The following is a 17,794-nucleotide window of genomic DNA, read 5'->3' as shown; positions in this document are numbered from 1 at the left end:
GGCCCGCGTGACCGCATACGACCTGGTGGTGAGGAACGCCCGTGTCGTCACCCACGACCACGATGACGCGCGCCCCGCGGACATCGCCGTCCAAGGAGGCCGGATCGTCGCCGTGGCCTCCGGCATCGCCACGGAAGGCGCCCGCCGGGTGGTCGACGCCGGCGGCAGGCTGGCGTTCCCCGGTGTCGTCGACGCCCACCAGCACTGGGGGATCTACCACCCGCTGCCCGAGGACGCGGCCACCGAGAGCCGCGCGTGCGCACAGGGAGGCGTCACCAGCGCCCTGACCTACACCCGGACCGGCCGCTACTACCTCAACAAGGCCGGTGCGTACGCCGATTTCTTCCCCGAGGTGCTGGCCGCCGTTTCCGGCCGCGCCCACGTCGACTACGGCTTCCACCTCGCGCCGATCTCACGCGCTCACATCGACGAGATTCCCGACCTGATCGAGCGGTTCGGCGTCCCCTCGTTCAAGGTCTTCATGTTCTACGGCAGCCACGGCCTGCACGGCAGGTCGGCCGACCAGAACGCGTTCCTGATGCTCCCCAAGGACGAGCGGTACGACTACGCGCACTTCGAGTTCGTCATGCGCGGGGTGCAGGCCGCCCGCGAGCGGTTCCCCGGTCTCGCCGACGAGATCTCGCTCTCCCTGCACTGCGAGACCGCCGAGATCATGACCGCGTACACCAGGCTGGTCGAGGAGGCCGGTGACCTGACCGGGCTCGCCGCCTACAGCGCCTCCCGGCCGCAGCACTCCGAAGGCCTCGCGGTCGCCGTCGCCTCCTACCTGGCGCACGAGACCGGGCTGCCCACGATCAACCTGCTGCACCTGTCGTCCCGCAAGGCGGTCGACGCGGCCGTGCGGATGAGCCGGGCGTTCCCGCACATCGACTTCCGCCGTGAGGTGACCGTCGGGCATCTGCTCGCCGACATCACCACCGCACACGGCCTCGGCGGCAAGGTCAACCCGCCGCTGCGACCCCGTGACGACGTCGAGGCGCTCTGGGAGCACATGCTGGACGGCACCGTCGACTGGGTCGTCAGCGACCACGCGTGCTGCCGCGAGGAGGTGAAGTTCGGCGAGCCCGAGGACGACGTCTTCCTCGCCAAGGCCGGCTTCGGCGGCGCCGAGTACCTCCTCCCCGGCCTGCTCACCGAGGGAACCAGACGCGGCCTGCCGCTGGGCCGGATCGCCGCGCTGACCTCCTGGAACCCGGCCCGGCGCTTCGGGCTGCGCACCAAGGGCGGCATCGCTCCCGGCTTCGACGCCGACATCGCCCTCGTCGACCCGGGCCACACCTGGACCGTGCGCGCCGCGGAGTCGGAGTCGACGCAGCAGTACACCCCGTTCGAGGGGTTCGAGCTGACCGCCCGGGTCACCGACGCCTTCCTGAGGGGCAACCACATCCTGCGGGCGGGCAAGGTCACCGGCCCACCGGTCGGCGCCTACCTGCACCGTCCGACCGGTACCGGCTGAGCCTGACTCCGCCCGCGCCGCGGCGCCAGGGGGACGCGTTCCACGGCCGGGTTGGTCGGCGTCACGCACCGGGAGTGGTGGTCCAGCCGGGGGCGGGATCCTCGGCGAGCAGCGGCCGGAGGGCGCCGAGAACCGCGCCGACGCAGACGTCGCGCAGCTGGGTGCGGGTACAGGTCTCGTGGGTGAGCCAGTCGACGCAGAGGACTTGGACGAAGACCAGCCAGCTCTTCAGGACGCCGGACACGGCCTCACGGGCGCTCTCGTCCGCGAGCGGGAGTACGGCCAGCAGCCGCGCGCGGAGCGCGTCCAGCTCGTTCGTCATGATCGTCTGGATCACCGGGTCGCCCGCCAGGACCCGATTCGCGGCGAGGACGGCGTTGCGGTTCGCCACGAAATAGTCGAGATGGACGTCCATGCCCTGGATGAGCTGCTCCACCAGGGAGTCGGCGGGGTCGAACCGCGTCTCGGCGAGCAGCTTGTCCGCCGCCTGTTGGTAGACGGCTGCGAAAAGGGCGTGCTTGCTGGGGAAGTGACGGTAGAGCAGGGCCCGGGAGACCCCGGCCCGTTCGGCGACCTCCTCCATCAGCACATCGGCGTAGGGGTGCGCGGCGAAGAGCCGCGCGCCGACGGCGAGGAGCTGGGCGCGGCGGTCAGCAGGGGGGAGTCGCTGGCGAGGAGGCACGGACGAAGCTTAGTTGACACGAGTCAACCAGCTCGCCCAAGCTAGTAGACGCATGTCAACTAAGCTTCGCCAGGACGGCTTGGAGGGATCATGGCCAGAACTCTGCGCCTACTCACACAGCTGATGGGCTGGGCCTGCGTGACGATCGGGCTGTACCACGTGGCACTTGGCAACGCGGCGATCCCCGGCGCGGGCTCCGCCGGCACCACGGTCGACAGCTGGGGCCGGTTCATGGGGGCCGGCTTCGTCGGCTACGGACTGGCCTGGCTCTGGGCCGCGCGGCAGCGTCCGATCCCGGCTCGGGCGGTGCGGTGGCTGGCGGGCGTCTTCCTGCTGGGCGGCATGGGCAGGCTGCTCTCGCTCGCCATGCACGGCTGGCCGCAGTGGTTCCAGAGCGCACTGGCGGTGATCGAACTCGGCCTGCCGCCGGTCCTCTTCTGGCTGGCCGACGCGGAGGAGCGGACCCCGCGCAGCCACGTGGGGGCCGCCCCCGCCGGTCCGTGAATGCGCCTGAGCCCGCCCGGACCGGCCCCGGTCAGGCTTTCCCCCGGTGCGGCAGGGGGACACCACCAGTGAAGAGCCGGGGGACAGCCGGAGCGCGGTACGTCGGTGACACCTCTAGCGTGCCGACCTATGACCACGCCGTACCGAATCGACCGGATCAACGCCACCCGCCGGAGCATGCTCGCGCTCGGCACCGCCGCGGCGGCCACGCCCTGGCTCGGTGCGGCCACCGCCCGAGCCCGCCCTGCCACCGGAGGCCTGGACGAACTGGGCGTGACCGAACTCCGCGCGCGGATGGACGAAGGGCGGCTCGACGCGGAACGGCTGACCCGCTACTACCTGGACCGGATCGAACGTATCGATCCACTCCTGCACGCGGTGATCGAGGTCAACCCCGACGCGCTGCGAGAGGCCCGGCGCCTGGACGCCGGGCAACATCCCCGTGGGCCCCTCCACGGCATGCCCGTTCTGCTGAAGGACCTGGTGGAAACCGCGGACCGCATGCACACAACGGCCGGATCACTCGCCCTGGAGGGCCTCCGGCCGGCGAGGGACGCCACGGTCGCGGCCAGGTTGCGCGCGGCCGGTGCCGTCATCCTCGGCAAGACCAACCTGAGCGAGTGGGCCGGTGGGATGTCGCTCACCCACCACGCCGGCTGGAGCGCCCGCGGTGGGCAGACCCGGAACCCCTACAAGCTGGATCGGTCCCCGAACGAGTCCAGCTCCGGTACGGCGGCCGCCACCGCGGCCAACCTCTGTGTCGCCGGGATCGGGACCGAGACCAACGGTTCGATCATCGACCCCGCCTCGGCGAACTGCGTCGTCGGGGTGAAGCCGACCGTCGGACTGGTCGGGCGCGGCGGAGTGATCCCCGGCGTGCCCAGCCAGGACAGTGTCGGCCCGATCGCGCGCACGGTCCGCGACGCCGCGATCCTGCTGGGCGTCCTCGTCGGCATCGACGACCGTGATCCGGCGACCGGGGCGAGCCGTGGCCACTTCCATCGTGACTACACCCGATTCCTGGACGCCGACGGACTGCGTGGCGCGCGGATCGGCATACCGCGAACCGTGTACTTCGGCTACAGCGACCACGCCGACGAGATCGCGGAGCGGGCGATCGCCACGCTGCGCGCCGCCGGCGCGACCGTGGTCGACCCGGCCGACATCCCGACGGCCGAGCGGCTCGAGGACCTCCCCGGCTCGAAGATCGTTCAGGTGTACGAGATCAAGCGGGCGCTGAACGCCTATCTGGCCGGTGCCCCCGGCGACCACCCGCGCGGCCTGGCGGAGCTGATCGCGTTCAACCGCGCACACGCCGACCGCGAGCTCCGCTATGTGCGCCAGGACGGTCTGGAGGCCGTGCACCGGCTGGACTTCACCGAGAGCGAGTACCGCGAGGCGCTGGCCACCAACCACCGGCTGTCGCGTGCCGAAGGCATCGACGCGGTGCTACGGCGCTACCACCTCGATGCGTTGGTGATGCCGACCACCGGACCGCCGGCCAAGATCGACCTGGTCCGCGGGGACAGCTACGGCGGCGGCGCCTCCACGCCCGCCGCACTCGCCGGATACCCCGCGATCAGCGTCCCGGCGGGTTTCGCCTCCGGCCTGCCGGTCGGCCTGACCTTCATGGGCACGGCGTGGAGCGAACCGACCCTGCTCCGCCTGGCCTACGCCTACGAGCAGGCCGGCCGGGTCCGCAGAGCGCCGGCATACCGCCCCGCCGACGTGGGCTTCTGACCCGCCCTGCGGTCGGCCGGCTCGGCCGGGAGGTCTCGGTCGCCGGACCGTGCGGTGGTCCCCTGCGGCGTATGCCTCGGCGGGGTCCACGACCGCGGGGTCGGCGAGGTCGAACCGTGCCGCGGCAGGGCCTGTGCTGGGTTTGAACCACCGGTCCACGGACACGGTGAGCTGTATCCGGCCTCGGCCGACGGGGCGCACCGCGGTGAGGTCGCCTTCTACTACGGCGGTCGCGCAGGTGAGAGCCTGCGGGAACGTCTGTCCTCGGCCTGTGGTGTCGGGATCGGTTCCGGAGCCGTCGTCGGCGGTGACCGTCACGGTCACGACGATGGCGGCGGTGCAGACGGCCGCCGCTACGGCGAGTGCCGCCCGGACACGCCACTGCCCGCGCGAGGGGGCGAGCCGACACCGGGGCGGTGTGGCCCGATGCCGCGGGGTCCGGGCGCCCGGCCTCGTCCCCGATCAGTGTGAACGCCCTTCGCAGCCGGGTCTCCCCGGTCCCGGTCGGTTCGGTCACCGTGGATCACCTCCGTCCCGCGCAGCCGGGTGCGGAGCGCGGCCACGGCCGCGTGCGATCGCGCTCGCCGCGAAGGGCTTCCGGGCGATCCAGGTCTTCGAACGCTGGACCATGCCCGTTGTCCTGGTGGTCATGGCGGTCATGACGGTTCTGGTCCTTACCCGCACCGAGTTCCAGCCGATGGCTCAGCATGGCGAAGGACACGGTGGCATCGTCGCCATGTCCCAGCTGATGACGGCGATCGGGATCGGCTGGGGCATCACCTGGCTCATCTACGCCTCGGACTACACGCGATTCGTTCCCAATGGCGTCGCGCCCCGGAAAGTGATCACAGCGACCATGCTCGGCATGTTCCTTCCCACGGTGTGGCTCGCCGGACTCGGAGCCGCACTCGCGTCCGGGGGCGGCGGCACGGACCCCGCCCAACTGGTCATCACGGCGTTCGGCGCCATGGCCCTCCCGGTGCTCCTGCTGGTCCTGCACGGACCCATCGCGGCGAACATCGTCGTCATGTACTCGGCTGGTCTCGCGGCCCTCTCCATGGATATGCGGGCCGCGCGCTGGAAGATCTCTGTCGCCACCGGGGTGATCGCCTCGGCCGTCCTGATCTGGTTCCTGAACGCGCAGAATGTGGCCGAGTCCTTCAAACAGTGGCTGGTGTCCCTGGTGTTCTGGCTCTCCCCCTGGGCGGGGATCTGCCTGGTCGACTTCTTCGTCCTGCGACGCGGCCGGATCGCGGTCGACGCACTCTACGAACCGGCCCGCACCAGCCGTCTCGGCGACTTCAACAAGCGTGGCTCGTTCGCCCTGGCCGCCGGGCTCATCGCGGCCTGGGCCTTCCAGACGGGAGCGACTCCGGTGCTGACGGGACCACTGTCACGGATCACCGGGGGACTGGACCTGTCCTGGCTCACCGGAATCCTCGTAGGAGGCGGAATGTACTGGCTGCTGGCGCGGCGAACCGTCGCCCCTTCTTTGCCCGAGAGCACGTCGGGCCGCGGCCGGCCAGAACCCGCTGCCGCGCGAGGTCCCGGACCCGGGCCAAACGACGAACCGGAGTTCGGTGTGGTCCCGGAGGTGCCGCGATGAGCGACCATCAGCGGATCGCCGCACGCACCGGTGCGGCGATTGCCCTGGAGCCCGGTGACCGCGCCCGTATCATCAACACCCATGGCGGGCAGGTCGTCGACACCTGGGCCTTCGTACGGACAGATCCCGGCGTACAGGCCGACTCGTCCGCCACCAGGTCCCTGACCAGGGAATATGCCCTGTGCAGGGCCCTCGGCCAGGCCCCTGCACTTCCCTCCTCTACCTGGGAGTTCCCGGGAGTTCCCGCGCAAGTGTGCACTGGTTGTGCACTGGGTCCGCTTGCCCGCGCCCCCGTCCAGCTCGCTGGGCGGGGGGCTTTGGCATGCTCGGAGATCACCACCCGCTCCGCAACTCTCCTGCGGCTCCGGACGGCATGCGCGGTACCCGCATGTTCCGGCTACGCCGTGAGCTCCCCTGCCTCCACCACCGGGCGGGAAGGGAGGCCGGTGATGGCGATCACTGACCATCGTGGTTCTGCACGCGTCGGCTTTGGCCGTACTACCTGGCCAAGGCAGTACCCGCCGAGCGCCGACGATGATGGTGAGCAAGCGAGTGAGCCTCGTCTTATGCGTGCCACAGGTTCGAGCCCTTGGCGGGGCGCCACACAGAAGGATGGCCATCCTCACCCGCGGAATTTCGTCGGCAGGCTGGTGATCAAGGGAACTTTTGAGCCCTCAGCGCAGGAGGAGACACGCTGATGGCTGACGAGAGTCTGACACGTGACAGCAGCGGTCCGAGTGCTTCCTTCGAGCGGGTGGTCACTCTTCGCGCGGTGACCCTGATCATGGCCGCGGTGGCGGGGCTGACGTTCTTGTTCGGCTTCGGCAATGTATGGACCCTCGCGCTGCGGTTGGGTGTGCCGCCGTGGGTGGCGCCCTTGGTGGCCCCGGCGGTGGATCTTTCTGTGCTGGGCTTGCTGCTGGGTACCCGGTACCTGGCGTTGCAGGGTGCGAGTCGGGAGCAGCTCCGGCCGGCCCGTCGGTTGCTGGTCTTCTCCAGTCTGATGACGTTGGCGCTGAACGTGACGGACCCGCTGCTGGCTGGTGAGAACGGCAGAGCCGCCTTCGATGCGGTGGGACCGTTGCTGCTGATCGGTTGGGCAGAGGTGGGTCCGGGGCTTTTGCAGGCCATCAGCGGTGCCGGGAGCGGAAAGTCGTCCGAGTCCGAGAAGGGAGACATCCCGGAGTGTTCCGTGGAACACGCGGCGATGATGATCGAGCAGAAGAGCGTCAATATTGACCAGCCGCATGTCCTGGTCCCGCCGGAAGATGATCAGCGTAGTCAGCTCGGGGCTGATGGGGATGGCCTTCTGGAGCGTGCCTTGGTGGAAGATGCGTGGCATTGGGAGACGTATCAGCGGCCGATTTCGGCTGAGACGCTACGGAAGCGACTGCATGTTGGCGCGGCCAGGTCCCGGACGTTGGTGTCCATGGTGCGCTCGGCAAGGGCCGGGAACGTGACGATGGAAGCATCGTCTGGCGAGGGCGGTCCTTCAGCTTCTCTGCCTTGTGATCAGGCCCGCGGCGCGGGCGAGGAAGGTCCGAGGTAGGAGGTGCCTCTGTGGTGCCTGTCGATGCGGCGGCCTCTGTAAGCGCTGGGGTGCCCTGCTTCCTGTCGTTTGAAGCCGTGGCGGGGAGCGGTACGACGTGGTGCTGACGGCCGTCCATGTTCTGAGAAATGATATGGCCGGTGTGGAAGCGTTCGTCGTGTGAACCACGCAATGCATATGTCTGGAATGCCGGACTTGGTGAAAGTGTTTTGCAGGGAACCAACTGTCAGGTAGATGCACAGGTCACGGAGTCTGCTCCCCGCACCCGCGGGGATGGTCCCGCCTCGGGGGACCAGTTCTTGAACCTGGCGCGCTGCGGGGCGGCCCCTGGCGGCCGCGAGCGAGGCGTCGTCCTGGAAGGAGTTCCCCACACCTACAGGGGATGGCTCCAACTACGAGGCGCGGTGACTGGAGACGGCCAACTGCTCCTCGCACTCGCGGTGATGAGTGCTACCGTCCGGCAGAAAGGAAGTAGTGGTGGCGATGAGCCTGTCGGCCGGTCAGAAGGAGAGTGTAGCCGTCGTTCGGTGACTGGAATACGGATGCTTTGGGAACGGGCTTGGCCATGACTTCGCAACTCGCAGAGTGGGCCTGGAAGACGGCGAAGACGGAACTGGCGTCAACTTTGCCGCGACGCTGGGCGCACTCGCTGGGTGTGGCCGCAAGGGCCGTGGAACTGGCTCCCTTGCTTGGTGATTCGGTAGGGCTGCTGCGCGCGGCGGCAGTTCTGCATGACATTGGGTATTCACCGGGGCTCGTGGCGACCGGGTTTCATCCGCTTGACGGTGCCCGGTTCCTCCGTGACGTGCATGGTGCTGATGAGCGGCTGGTGCGGTTGGTGGCGAATCACTCGTTTGCGTTGCTGGAGGCCGAAGAGCGTGGCTTGAGGGAAACACTGGAGGAGGAGTTCCCGCTGCTTGACGAGCCGCTGCTCGTGGACGCTCTTGTGTGGTGTGACATGACGACGACGCCGGACGGGGAGCAGACGACTGCTGAGCGGCGAGTTACGGAAATTGTGGGCCGCTACGGAGCTGGCAGTGTCGTGGGCAGGTTTATTCGTCGGGCGTCGCCGGAAATCTTTGCGACCGTGGAGCGGGTGGAGGCGGCCTTGGCGGCTCAGCCGAGGTGGGGGTAGGTGCCGGCGAGGTAATCGCCGATCTGTTGGCGCATGCTGGCGTGGATGTCGTACTGGTCGAGGTCGGTGGGCTTGACGAAGCGGACACCGTCGGCCTCGTCGTTGATGGTCGGCTTGCCGCCGACTGGGCGCCCGATGTAGGTGTTCTCGTACTGCTGCCGGATCTCGCCGTCGGTGTAGGCAACGATGTGGTGGGGGTTGGTATAGACCCCCAGGAAGCCGGTGATCTCGGCGATGATGCCGGTCTCCTCCCGGCATTCGCGGATCGCGCACTGCGCGGCGGTCTCGCCGATGTCCTGGGCACCGCCGGGCAGGGCCCACTGGCCGGTATCGCGGCGGCGCTGGAGAAGGATCGCGCCGCTGTCATCGACGACGAGCAGGTTGCTGGCGGGGATGAGGGTGTTGGCCTTGGGAGCATTGGGGTCGTTGTAGTACTCAATCCTGCCCATGTGCGGCGGTCTCCTCCTGGTCGGGATTCCAGGGCCGTGCGCCGGCCCACACTGCGTCGAAGCTTTGAGCGTAGTTGTCGAACCAGCCGTTGGACTGCGCCTTCTTGAGGTGGAATAAGGGGTTGGCGCTGGCGGGCTGGCCCCAGATGTGTGGGTTGACCAGCAGGTTGTCGTCGTAGCGGAAGAGGGAGTTGTAGAGGGTGGTGTCGTGGAGCCGCACCTCACACCCAGCCTCCGGCAGCAATGCGCGGTAGTAGGTGAGAGAGGCGCGGATCTTAGCGGCCAGGGTGTTGCCGATCCCTTCTTCGCGGCCTCGGATGGCGGCCGCGTGCCCCCGCGGGTCGCCGAAACACAGGCGCACTCGGACACCGACAGAGGCGCGTTCGGTGAGCATCTTGGCGACATATGGATTGGACTGGGCAAAGAACGTGCCTGAGAAGACGAGGACGTCGATCTGCTCCTGCGCTCCTTGCAACAGGGAGAGCCACACGTCCCGCGGAACACCGGCCCGGTTCTGATAAGTGCCTACGAGCTCGATGCCTACCCCGACACCGGATTGGCCGGTGCGGGACTTCGCCACGGGCCAGAGGAATGTCTCCTCCACGCGTAGGTGCTGAGCGGCACGGAAACGGTGCCGCGGGTGCGGTACGCGCCCGCTGAGCCAGCGGCTGACGGTTTTGGCGTCTACCTCGCAGACTTCGGCCAGCGATTCGGGCGAAACATCGCGCTGGGCGAGTACGGAGTGAAGTCGCTCGTTCACACAGGCTATACAAGCCCAGGTGGCCAGGAGCGGGCAAGCTCGGTATGGGGCCACTTCGATGGGCCTGAACCACAACCGTCGTCTTTACGCTGGCGATATGCGGCTCATCGTCCTGTGGGACATCGACCACACGCTCATCGACAACGCAGGGGTGAGCAAGGAGACCTACGCCGGCGCCTTCACGGCGCTGTCGGGATTCCCGCCGGCCGAGGCGGCGCGCACTGAAGGGCGTACGGATCGTCTGATCATGCGTGACATGTTCTGCCGGCACCGACTGCCCGTCCCGGACTGGACTGCCATAGAGGCTGCCCTCGCTCATGCCGGGGAGGAGCGCTTCGACGACCTTCGCGCACGGGGGACGGCGTTGCCCGGTGTGCGCGATGTCCTGAAGGCCGTCTCGGCGCGGGAGGGCTGGATCTCCTCCGTTCTGACCGGCAACATCGCGGCCAACGCCCGTGTGAAGCTGTCAGCTTTCGAACTCGACCCACTGCTGGACCTGTCCGTAGGCGCCTATGGGGAGGATGCCGTACAGCGCTCTGACCTTGTAGCTGTCGCCCGAGGCCGTGTCCACCAACTCCGCGGTGTGCGGGGGGAGGTGCCTGTGGTGTTGGTTGGTGATACGCCGCGGGACGTCGAGGCAGCTCTCTCGACAGGCTCAGGGATCATCGCAGTCGCCTCCGGTATCCACAGCGAGGAAGAGCTGACGGTTGCCGAAGCACCCGTGGTCCTTCCGGACCTGTCGGACACGGCTGGTCTCCTTGAGATCCTGGCGAGCTTCGCCCGATGGTGAAAACGTCCCCGGACGTCTTGGGGCGTCCGCGTATGCGGTAACGAGGTCCTGGTCGGCTGCGCCACGATCGGGTCTCCAACCAGCCCAGGGGGCCCATCGTGATTGGCGAAGTCACCGGCATCCGCAGGATCCGGAGTTATTGTCAAACCCTGTGGATCTGACCAGCAGCGGTCGGGCTTCGTACGGGAACGAGTGATGTCGTCAAGGGTCTTGCGACGGCTTCCTGATCCAGGAGGCGTTTGTTGCCGTGGCTTCCTCGGGCGGGGCGTCACCGGATCCGGTCTCACAGAGTGATGCTTGCCTACCGCCTGGTGGATGAGCTGCTAGTTTCCGCGGCATGGTGGATCACAGCGAAAGCATGGCTCTCCGGACGCTGGTGACTGACGCCGAGAGCGGCGTCCTTCTGTTCGGCATCACGCCGCCGCGCCTGAGTATCGCTCCTGAGCGGATCCGAGAGATCACCGCGGCCACCTTGGCGCGGCTGGACGTCCTCAACGTGGATGGTCTGGCGCTCTACGACATCGACGACGAGAGCGACCGCAATCCGGAGGAACGCCCGTTCCCCTACCTGCCGACCATGGATCCCGCCGCGTACCATGCGGAATATCTCGGCGAGTGGAACCGCCCTGCGGTGATCTATCGGTGCGTCGGCAAGTACACCGAGGCGGAGTTGCGGACCTGGCTGCGGATGGCCGATGCGGACCGCGTGCTCGGGGTCTTCGTGGGTGCGTCCTCGAAGGACAAGGCTATACATACGCGCCTGTCGACGGCGCACGTCCTGCGCCGCGACGTCCGTCCGGACCTGCTGCTCGGTGGCGTCGCCATCACCGAGCGCCCTGACGAGCATCTGCGGCTGATCACCAAGCAGGAGGCGGGATGCGCGTATTTCATCTCGCAGGTCATCTACAGCGCCGACGCGGCCAAGAGCATGGTCTCCGACTACTACTACGTTTGCCGTGAGCGGCAGCTCGCACCGAAGCCCGTGCTCTTTACGCTGTCGGTGTGCGGCTCGGTGAAGACGCTGGCGTTCCTCAAGTGGCTCGGAGTCGAGGTTCCGCGCTGGCTCGAGAACTCCCTGCTTCACGCGGACGACACGCTTGCCGAGTCGTACGAGCATTGTTTGGCGAACGCCCGGGATCTGATCGCCTTCTGCCGCAAGCTCGGCATGCCTTTCGGATTCCTCGTGGAGAGCGTGTCGATCCGCAAGGTCGAGATCGAGGCCTCGGTCGCCCTCGCCCATGAGCTGAGCGGACTGCTCGGACGCACAGCGCGCTGAAGTCACGGCTCCTGATGGCCGCTGGCTGAGCGGCAGTTGGGGGTCCATCACGCCGCACGAGGCTCCCCGCGTTCGACCAGGACGCCGCGTTCGAAGCGTGCTCCGGCGCGGACGAGGGCGACGAGGTGGGGTGCGGTGATCGCACGCCAGCGGGCCTGGGCGGACTCGGCGAGCTTGAACACCATGGCCAGGGCGGCGGCCGCGCTGCCGGCGCCGCGGGTGACCCGGGTCCTCAACTTGACTGTGCTGAAGGTGGATTCGATCGGATTCGTCGTGCGCAAGTGCACCCAGTGCTCGGCCGGGAAGTCGTAAAAGGCCAGGAGTTCATCCACCTCGCCGGTGACCTTCTTCACCGCCTTGGGCCACTTCGCGCCGTAGCTGCGCTCGAAGTCCTTGATCGCCTTCTCGGCGTGGTCACGGTCCTCGGCGTTGTAGATTTCCTGGAGCGCCTTCTTCGCGCCAGGCTGCGCGGACTTCGGAAGCGTGTTCATGACATTGCGGACCTTGTGAACCCAGCACCTCTGGTGCCTGGCCTGCGGAAACACCTCGGCCAGGGCCTTCCAAAGACCCACGGCGCCATCGCCGACGACCAGCTCGGGATCCGTCATGCCGCGCCGGCGGCAGTCCCTCAGCAGGTCGGCCCAGGACTCGGTCGACTCGCGCAGGCCCTCGACGACCGCGATGAGTTCCTTGCGGCCGTCCGTGCGCACGCCCATCAGAACCAGGACACAGGAGTGGGCCTGACCGAGGCGGACCTTGGGGTGAACGCCGTCGGCCCACACGTAGACGTAGTCGCTGCCGGACAGGGCGCGGTCCTGGAAGGCGGCGTGGTCGTCCTGCCACTGCTTGGTCAGCCGCGTCACGGTGGCCGGAGAAAGACCGGCCGAGGAGCCGAGGAACTGTTCCATCGCGGGCACGAAGTCACCGGAGGACAGGCCGTGCAGATAGAGCAGGGGCAGGACCTCGCTGATCTTCGGAGACTTCCGGCACCAGGGGGCGAGGATCTGCGACGAGAACCGCTTGCGCTCGCCCGTCACGGCGTCGACGCGCTTGTCGTTCACCCGCGGCGCTTTCACCGGGATCGGCCCGGCGGCCGTCGCGACGGTGCGTTCGCGATGGTGGCCGTTGCGGACAACGAGGCGACGACCGGACTCGTCGCGATGGTCGGCCAACTCGGCTATGTACTGGTTGACTTCAGCTTCCAGGGCGGCGGCAAGCATCCGCCTCGCACCCTCGCGGACGATCTCGTCCATCAAGGAGCCGCTCTCGGTGGTTCCGTCGGCGTTAACTACGCTGAGCACGGGCGTGCCTTCCCGGCCCGCGCTGCAACGCGGGCCTACTCGGTGACCAACAATCGATCACTCGGGAAGGTACGTCCTTCGCATGCCGCGAGGCGCCCTCCCCGAGGCCGATCCACAGGTCCTGAGCATTGCTCCAGGATCCGCATGCTGTACCTGCAACTGCTGTACCGCTGCAACTTCCAGTGTCTGCACTGTTTCCACGGCGAGAGGCTCAAGCACGCCGACGCCTTTACCGCTGACGAGGCGGTTAACCTCATCCGGCTGATGCGCAACCAGTACGGCACCGAGGCTGTCACGTTGCTTGGCGGCGAGCCGTTCCTCCATAAGGATCTCGCCCAGGTCGTCCACTACGCCAAGGAGGAAATGGGCCTGCAAGTCGAGATCTGCACGAACGGCTACCGGATCGAGCGCCGGCTTACCGAGATCGCGCAGTACCTTGACCTGCTGCGGTTTTCGCTGGAGGGCATCGGCGCGACCAACGACCACATCCGCAAGGCCGGCAGCTACCGGAGCGCGTTGAGCGCACTCAAACTCGCCCGGGAGCTCGGAGTCAGGACGGGGGCGACGATGACGGTCACCTCCCGGAACATCGACGAAGTGCTGCCTCTGGCCCGCACCTTGCAGGAGCTCGGTGCGTATCAGATGAAGCTGCACTGCCTGCGGCCCGTGGGCAACGCTGCTGCACACCCTGAGCTCTTGGTCACCGATACAACTCGGTACACCCGCCTACGCGAGCAGCTCCAGGCGGCCGGGCTGTCCATCGAGGTGATCATTGACGAGGATCTGTCGGAGGAGGGCGCCCAGGGCGGCGTCGTTCAGGCGGTGTGTCCGGGTTGATGGGGCTTCAAGAGCCGGGGCAGGACCGCGGGGTGGTCGCAGGGGGCTGACGCGGAGGCAGGCACGGCTCCCGGTGATCATGAGGTGTCGAGTCCCTGATCACCACGACGGAAGACCGTGCCTGCCCGCTCATCCTCGCTCATCCCGGGCCCTCTGGGCCAACTCACCGACGCCGCACCGACCGCCCCCGATGACCTCCCCAGCCTGCTGACCTGCCTGGCTCAGGTGCCCGACCCTCGCCGGGACCGTGGCCGGCGCCACCCGCTCGTCTTCGTCCTGTCCCTGGCCGCGTGCGCGGTCCTGGCCGGAGCGAAGTCCCTGGCCGCGATCGCGGAGTGGGCCGCCGACGCCCCGCCGCACGTCCTGGCCAGGCTCGGTGGCCCATGCCGGGAGCCGGACCGCGGCGCCGTCGCCCCGGCCGAGGCCACCGTGCGCCGGATCCTCCAGCGCATCGACGGCGACGCGCTCGATACCGCCGTCGGAAGGTGGCTCGCCGGGCGCGAACATGCCGCCGGCCAGGAGGAGAACGACAGCGACCGGCCCCTGCCCTCCCTCGCGGTGGACGGCAAGACCATGCGCGGTGCCCGACGCACCGACGGCACCCAGGTCCACCTGCTCGCCGCGATGACCGGGACCGGCCTGGTCACCGCCCAGCGCGAGGTGGACGGCAAGACCAACGAGATCACCGTCTTCCGGCCCCTGCTCGCCCCGCTCGACCTGCAGGGCACGGTGATCACCTTCGACGCCCTCCACTCGCAGACCGCCCACGCATGCTTCCTCGTCGAGGACAAGCACGCCCACTACATCGCGCTGGTCAAGGGCAACCATCCCACCCTGCACCGGTGGCTGAAAGCCCTGCCATGGCGGGAGGTGCCGCTCCTGGACAAGACCCGGGCCACCGCCCACGGCCGCGACGAGATCCGCCGGATCAAGGCCGCCGCCGTCACCGGGATCGCGTTCCCGCACGCGGTGCAGGCCGTCCAGATCGTGCGCCGCCGACGGATCGTCACCACCGGCAAGGTCACCCTGGAACGCGTCTACGGGGTGACCGACCTGACCGCGGAGCAGGCCGACGCAACCGAGATCGCCCGCCGCGTCCGCGACCACTGGGGCATCGAGAACAAGATCCACCACGTCAGGGACACCACATATGCCGAGGACGCCTCCCACGTACGCACCGGCACCGCTCCACGCGCCATGGCTTCCCTGCGCAACCTGGCCATCGGCGCTCTCCGACTCACCGACCAGACGAACATCGCCGCCGGCCTCCGTCACCACACCCGCGACGCCAACCGTCCGCTGATCACCCTTGGCATCACGTGATCAACCAGGACACATCACCTGAACGACGCAGCCCTGCATCGCCCTCGTCCACCACGTCCTCGACAACCAGTGCCGACAACCCCAAAAACACGGTCGAAACAAGGGAGTTGACGTCTCGCATGGATTGTCAACGATGCCGAGCACGCTTCGTCACCACCGATTACGTGACAGAGCCCGGCCGAGCGAGCCCGCACCATCTCCGAAATGGCAGCCGCCCACGAGACGTCACTCGTCGCTGTCTTGGGCACGCTGAGGGCCTCTGACCTCGATGACGCGCGTGCCCGGCTTGCCGCCACCGACACGGCCTCCTCAGCACTGGTCGCCCTTCGCTCGGCACAGAAGACTGACCGGGAGCTGTCTGAGGAGGCTGCTCACAAGGCCTTCGGACAGTTGCGTAAAGGCATCCGTCATATGCTGCGCCATCACGAGGCATGCATCGAGTTCGTGCCTCCGCCCAAGACCGGACGCCCACTGCCGGGAGAGGTCGCCTACGCCGCACGCGCCATGACTTGCGCCGCGGTCCTGGCCTTCCTCGCCCAGCCCCAGCTCACACGCCTGCGCATCGGCTGGAGCAGCCTCGACGCCTCATTGATAGTCGATGTGAGAGATCAGGGAAGCGGGGAGTCGATCTCCCCGCCCTGCAGCGTCAGCTTCAAGGGCGTGCCCAAACACTGGGCGGGAGCATCACTCTCGACGCGATTCCGGGGTGGGGCAGCCATGCCAGGCTCGTTTTCCCGCTCGATCCGCCCGCCGATCGCCCTGAGCAATCCCGCTTGGCAGACCTCAATCCCAGAGAGCTCGAGGTCTTGCGTCTGGTTGCGCGAGGCAAGCGGAACAAGGCAATCGGCGATGCTATCGGCATCACGGAGAGCACCGTTAAGTTCCACGTGGCCAGCGTTCTTCGCAAGCTTGAGGTGGCCTCACGCGGAGAGGCGGCTGCACTGGCACTGAGCGTCGGCATCGGTGCTCGAGGGGGTATCGGTGGTCATCGCCTGCGCGAAGACGGCCACGTCGGTCCGTAGTCCCCGGGGCGCGCGAACCGTTCGTCGACGACGACCGCGGCGGCCGCCCCCGGAGGTGGGTGGCAGCAGTGCAGACGGTGAACGGCCCGTGGATCCGTGGCGAGGCGAGTCGCGGAGTGGTTCGGCCGTCGGCTGTGGGGATCCCAGGACCTCGATCAGCCGCTCGACGCGGAGGTGGTCGTCGCAGGCACTACGTCTTGCCGGGAGGGACGGTCCTTCACTCATCCTCTGCGGTGAGGAGGCGGGCCAAGTGGTCGAGGTCCTGCCGGAGCAGCGAGACAATCCCGAGCGGGGTCGGTGTATCCGGGATACGCCCGGCGTCCCGGACCACCATCGCCACCGCGTTCTCCGCGATCTGCTCGGCCACCGGTTCGGCGGGGTGCGCCGGAGAGGGATGGAACCACCAGGCGACCCAGTTGCACATGCCGATGATCGACAAGGCGGTGATGCCTGCGTCGACGGGGCGGAAACGGCCGACGGTGACCCCCTCCTCGACGACTTCCGTGATCTCACGGAGGACGGCCCGTCGGCCCTCGAGATGTTTCTTCGCGATCTCCGCGGGGAGCGCCTGGTCGCTGCGGTCGAGCGTACGGAACTGCGCCGGCTGTTCGGCGCGGTGCAGGACGAGGGTGTGCACGAGCATGCGCAGCTTCTCCGCCGAGTCGAGATCGGTGCGCCGTCGGACCTCGCGCAACGAGCTCGCCGCGCTCTGCGTGGTCGCGTCGACCATCGCGACGAGCAACTCTTCCTTGCTCTTGACGTAGTTGTAGAGGTTGGCACGACTCAACCCGACCGCCTCTGCGACATCCTGCAGGGTGGTTCCGTCGTAGCCGCGTTCAGCGAAGAGTCGCATGGCTTGGTCGATGATCTCGCTCATGAGCAGCTTGCGCCGGGACGCTGCGCCTCGACGAGACTCCGGGCGCCCACCGGTCCGCCCCCGCGCCCCGGAGTCCTCTGCGGTCACCATTTTCACCCCTCGGTTTCGCGTGCGACGCGAAGTCGTCATGCGCGGCCATCTGGGTCATCCTAGCCTGCGCGCTTCACTCGCCGCGGTGTCCCGATCTTGGCCGGAGAAGCAAACGCGCCTTCTGAGCTGGGAGGATGACGCTTGCCGAAGGTCTTTGCCGGCACAGCGGGAAGGCACTTACCCGCGAACACCGGCTGTGCCGTCCCATTTCCGCCGACGCGGCCAGGCCCGCGACCGCCGGGTTTTTCGCCGCGCGCCGGATGGTGCCGAGCCCGCCGCTCCCGCGCTGTCGCTGCAGGCGCCACAGCCTCCGGATGCGATTGCCGTCCAAGGCCGGTGTCTTCGCCCGTGGACCGGGAGACCTCTCTGTGTCAGA

General features: G+C 68.1%; 16 protein-coding genes and 1 pseudogene. 12 read left to right on the top strand and 5 right to left on the bottom strand.

Going from position 1 to position 17,794, the window contains the following annotated elements; genetic code table 11:
* Positions 1 to 7: 7 nt before the first annotated feature.
* On the top strand, positions 8 to 1,477 hold the full coding sequence (locus LIV37_RS02010) for a dihydroorotase (RefSeq protein ID WP_020865430.1): 1,470 nt from the start codon (positions 8 to 10) through the stop codon (positions 1,475 to 1,477).
* Between the two features lie 61 nt (positions 1,478 to 1,538).
* Here the strand turns inward: LIV37_RS02010 and LIV37_RS02005 are convergent, their stop codons facing one another.
* A complete protein-coding gene (locus tag LIV37_RS02005) occupies positions 1,539 to 2,159 on the bottom strand; it encodes a TetR/AcrR family transcriptional regulator (RefSeq protein WP_121825920.1) in 621 nt (206 codons plus the stop codon).
* A 90-nt stretch (positions 2,160 to 2,249) separates the two neighbouring features.
* Here LIV37_RS02005 and LIV37_RS02000 point away from each other — a divergent pair, with 90 nt between their 5' ends.
* From LIV37_RS02000 to LIV37_RS01980, 6 genes are all read left to right on the top strand, one after another.
* Entirely contained in the window at positions 2,250 to 2,663 is a 414-nt protein-coding gene (locus tag LIV37_RS02000) for a DUF4345 domain-containing protein (protein WP_121825921.1), read from the top strand.
* A 129-nt stretch (positions 2,664 to 2,792) separates the two neighbouring features.
* Entirely contained in the window at positions 2,793 to 4,403 is a 1,611-nt protein-coding gene (locus LIV37_RS01995; RefSeq protein WP_020865427.1) for an amidase, read from the top strand.
* 328 nt (positions 4,404 to 4,731) lie between these two features.
* Positions 4,732 to 6,009, top strand: a complete 1,278-nt coding sequence (locus LIV37_RS01990; RefSeq protein ID WP_274596698.1) for a purine-cytosine permease family protein — start codon at positions 4,732 to 4,734, stop codon at positions 6,007 to 6,009.
* Positions 6,006 to 6,707: a DUF1989 domain-containing protein gene (locus tag LIV37_RS51660; RefSeq protein WP_121825923.1), complete on the top strand. Its 702-nt coding sequence runs from the start codon at positions 6,006 to 6,008 to the stop codon at positions 6,705 to 6,707. The genes LIV37_RS01990 and LIV37_RS51660 overlap by 4 nt, the downstream gene beginning before the upstream one ends.
* Complete coding sequence (locus LIV37_RS01985) at positions 6,707 to 7,558, top strand: hypothetical protein (RefSeq protein ID WP_020865425.1); 852 nt, start codon at positions 6,707 to 6,709, stop codon at positions 7,556 to 7,558. The genes LIV37_RS51660 and LIV37_RS01985 overlap by 1 nt, the downstream gene beginning before the upstream one ends.
* Positions 7,559 to 8,123: 565 nt before the next feature.
* A complete protein-coding gene (locus LIV37_RS01980; protein WP_121825924.1) occupies positions 8,124 to 8,693 on the top strand; it encodes an HD domain-containing protein in 570 nt (189 codons plus the stop codon).
* On the opposite strand, the gene LIV37_RS01975 is transcribed toward LIV37_RS01980, so the two are convergent.
* Together LIV37_RS01975 and LIV37_RS01970 are read right to left on the bottom strand one after the other, a co-directional pair.
* Entirely contained in the window at positions 8,675 to 9,142 is a 468-nt protein-coding gene (locus LIV37_RS01975) for an NUDIX hydrolase (protein WP_121824157.1), read from the bottom strand. The two genes, LIV37_RS01980 and LIV37_RS01975, sit on opposite strands and share 19 nt — an antisense overlap.
* A complete protein-coding gene (locus tag LIV37_RS01970) occupies positions 9,129 to 9,902 on the bottom strand; it encodes a helix-turn-helix domain-containing protein (RefSeq protein WP_121825925.1) in 774 nt (257 codons plus the stop codon). Before LIV37_RS01970 ends, LIV37_RS01975 begins: the two co-directional genes overlap by 14 nt.
* Before the next feature lie 97 nt (positions 9,903 to 9,999).
* On the opposite strand from LIV37_RS01970, the gene LIV37_RS01965 reads away from it, so the two are divergent.
* The gene (locus tag LIV37_RS01965) at positions 10,000 to 10,692 is read left to right on the top strand and encodes an HAD family hydrolase (protein ID WP_121826286.1); all 693 of its coding nucleotides are present in this window, start codon (positions 10,000 to 10,002) and stop codon (positions 10,690 to 10,692) included.
* Positions 10,693 to 11,029: 337 nt separating this feature from the next.
* Positions 11,030 to 11,968, top strand: a complete 939-nt coding sequence (locus tag LIV37_RS01960) for a methylenetetrahydrofolate reductase (RefSeq protein ID WP_121825926.1) — start codon at positions 11,030 to 11,032, stop codon at positions 11,966 to 11,968.
* Between the two features lie 47 nt (positions 11,969 to 12,015).
* Here LIV37_RS01960 and LIV37_RS01955 read toward each other — a convergent pair whose 3' ends face one another.
* A complete protein-coding gene (locus tag LIV37_RS01955; RefSeq protein WP_121825927.1) occupies positions 12,016 to 13,269 on the bottom strand; it encodes an IS256 family transposase in 1,254 nt (417 codons plus the stop codon).
* A 144-nt stretch (positions 13,270 to 13,413) separates the two neighbouring features.
* Between LIV37_RS01955 and LIV37_RS01950 the strand changes: the two are divergent.
* From LIV37_RS01950 to LIV37_RS01940, 3 genes and pseudogenes are all read left to right on the top strand, one after another.
* Positions 13,414 to 14,070 (top strand): annotated as a pseudogene (locus tag LIV37_RS01950) (radical SAM protein); the annotation flags it as partial.
* A gap of 153 nt (positions 14,071 to 14,223) precedes the next feature.
* Entirely contained in the window at positions 14,224 to 15,429 is a 1,206-nt protein-coding gene (locus tag LIV37_RS01945) for an ISAs1 family transposase (protein ID WP_121825929.1), read from the top strand.
* A 773-nt stretch (positions 15,430 to 16,202) separates the two neighbouring features.
* The gene (locus LIV37_RS01940) at positions 16,203 to 16,451 is read left to right on the top strand and encodes a response regulator transcription factor (RefSeq protein ID WP_202979665.1); all 249 of its coding nucleotides are present in this window, start codon (positions 16,203 to 16,205) and stop codon (positions 16,449 to 16,451) included.
* Between the two features lie 217 nt (positions 16,452 to 16,668).
* Here LIV37_RS01940 and LIV37_RS01935 read toward each other — a convergent pair whose 3' ends face one another.
* Positions 16,669 to 17,328, bottom strand: coding sequence for a TetR/AcrR family transcriptional regulator (locus LIV37_RS01935; protein ID WP_020865423.1), 660 nt, complete (start codon positions 17,326 to 17,328; stop codon positions 16,669 to 16,671).
* Positions 17,329 to 17,794 lie beyond the last annotated feature (466 nt).

This window comes from Streptomyces rapamycinicus NRRL 5491 (assembly GCF_024298965.1).
Taxonomy (GTDB): domain Bacteria; phylum Actinomycetota; class Actinomycetes; order Streptomycetales; family Streptomycetaceae; genus Streptomyces; species Streptomyces rapamycinicus.
The sequence above is the reverse complement of the archived record's forward strand: the minus strand, read 5'-3'. Positions and strand labels throughout refer to the sequence as shown.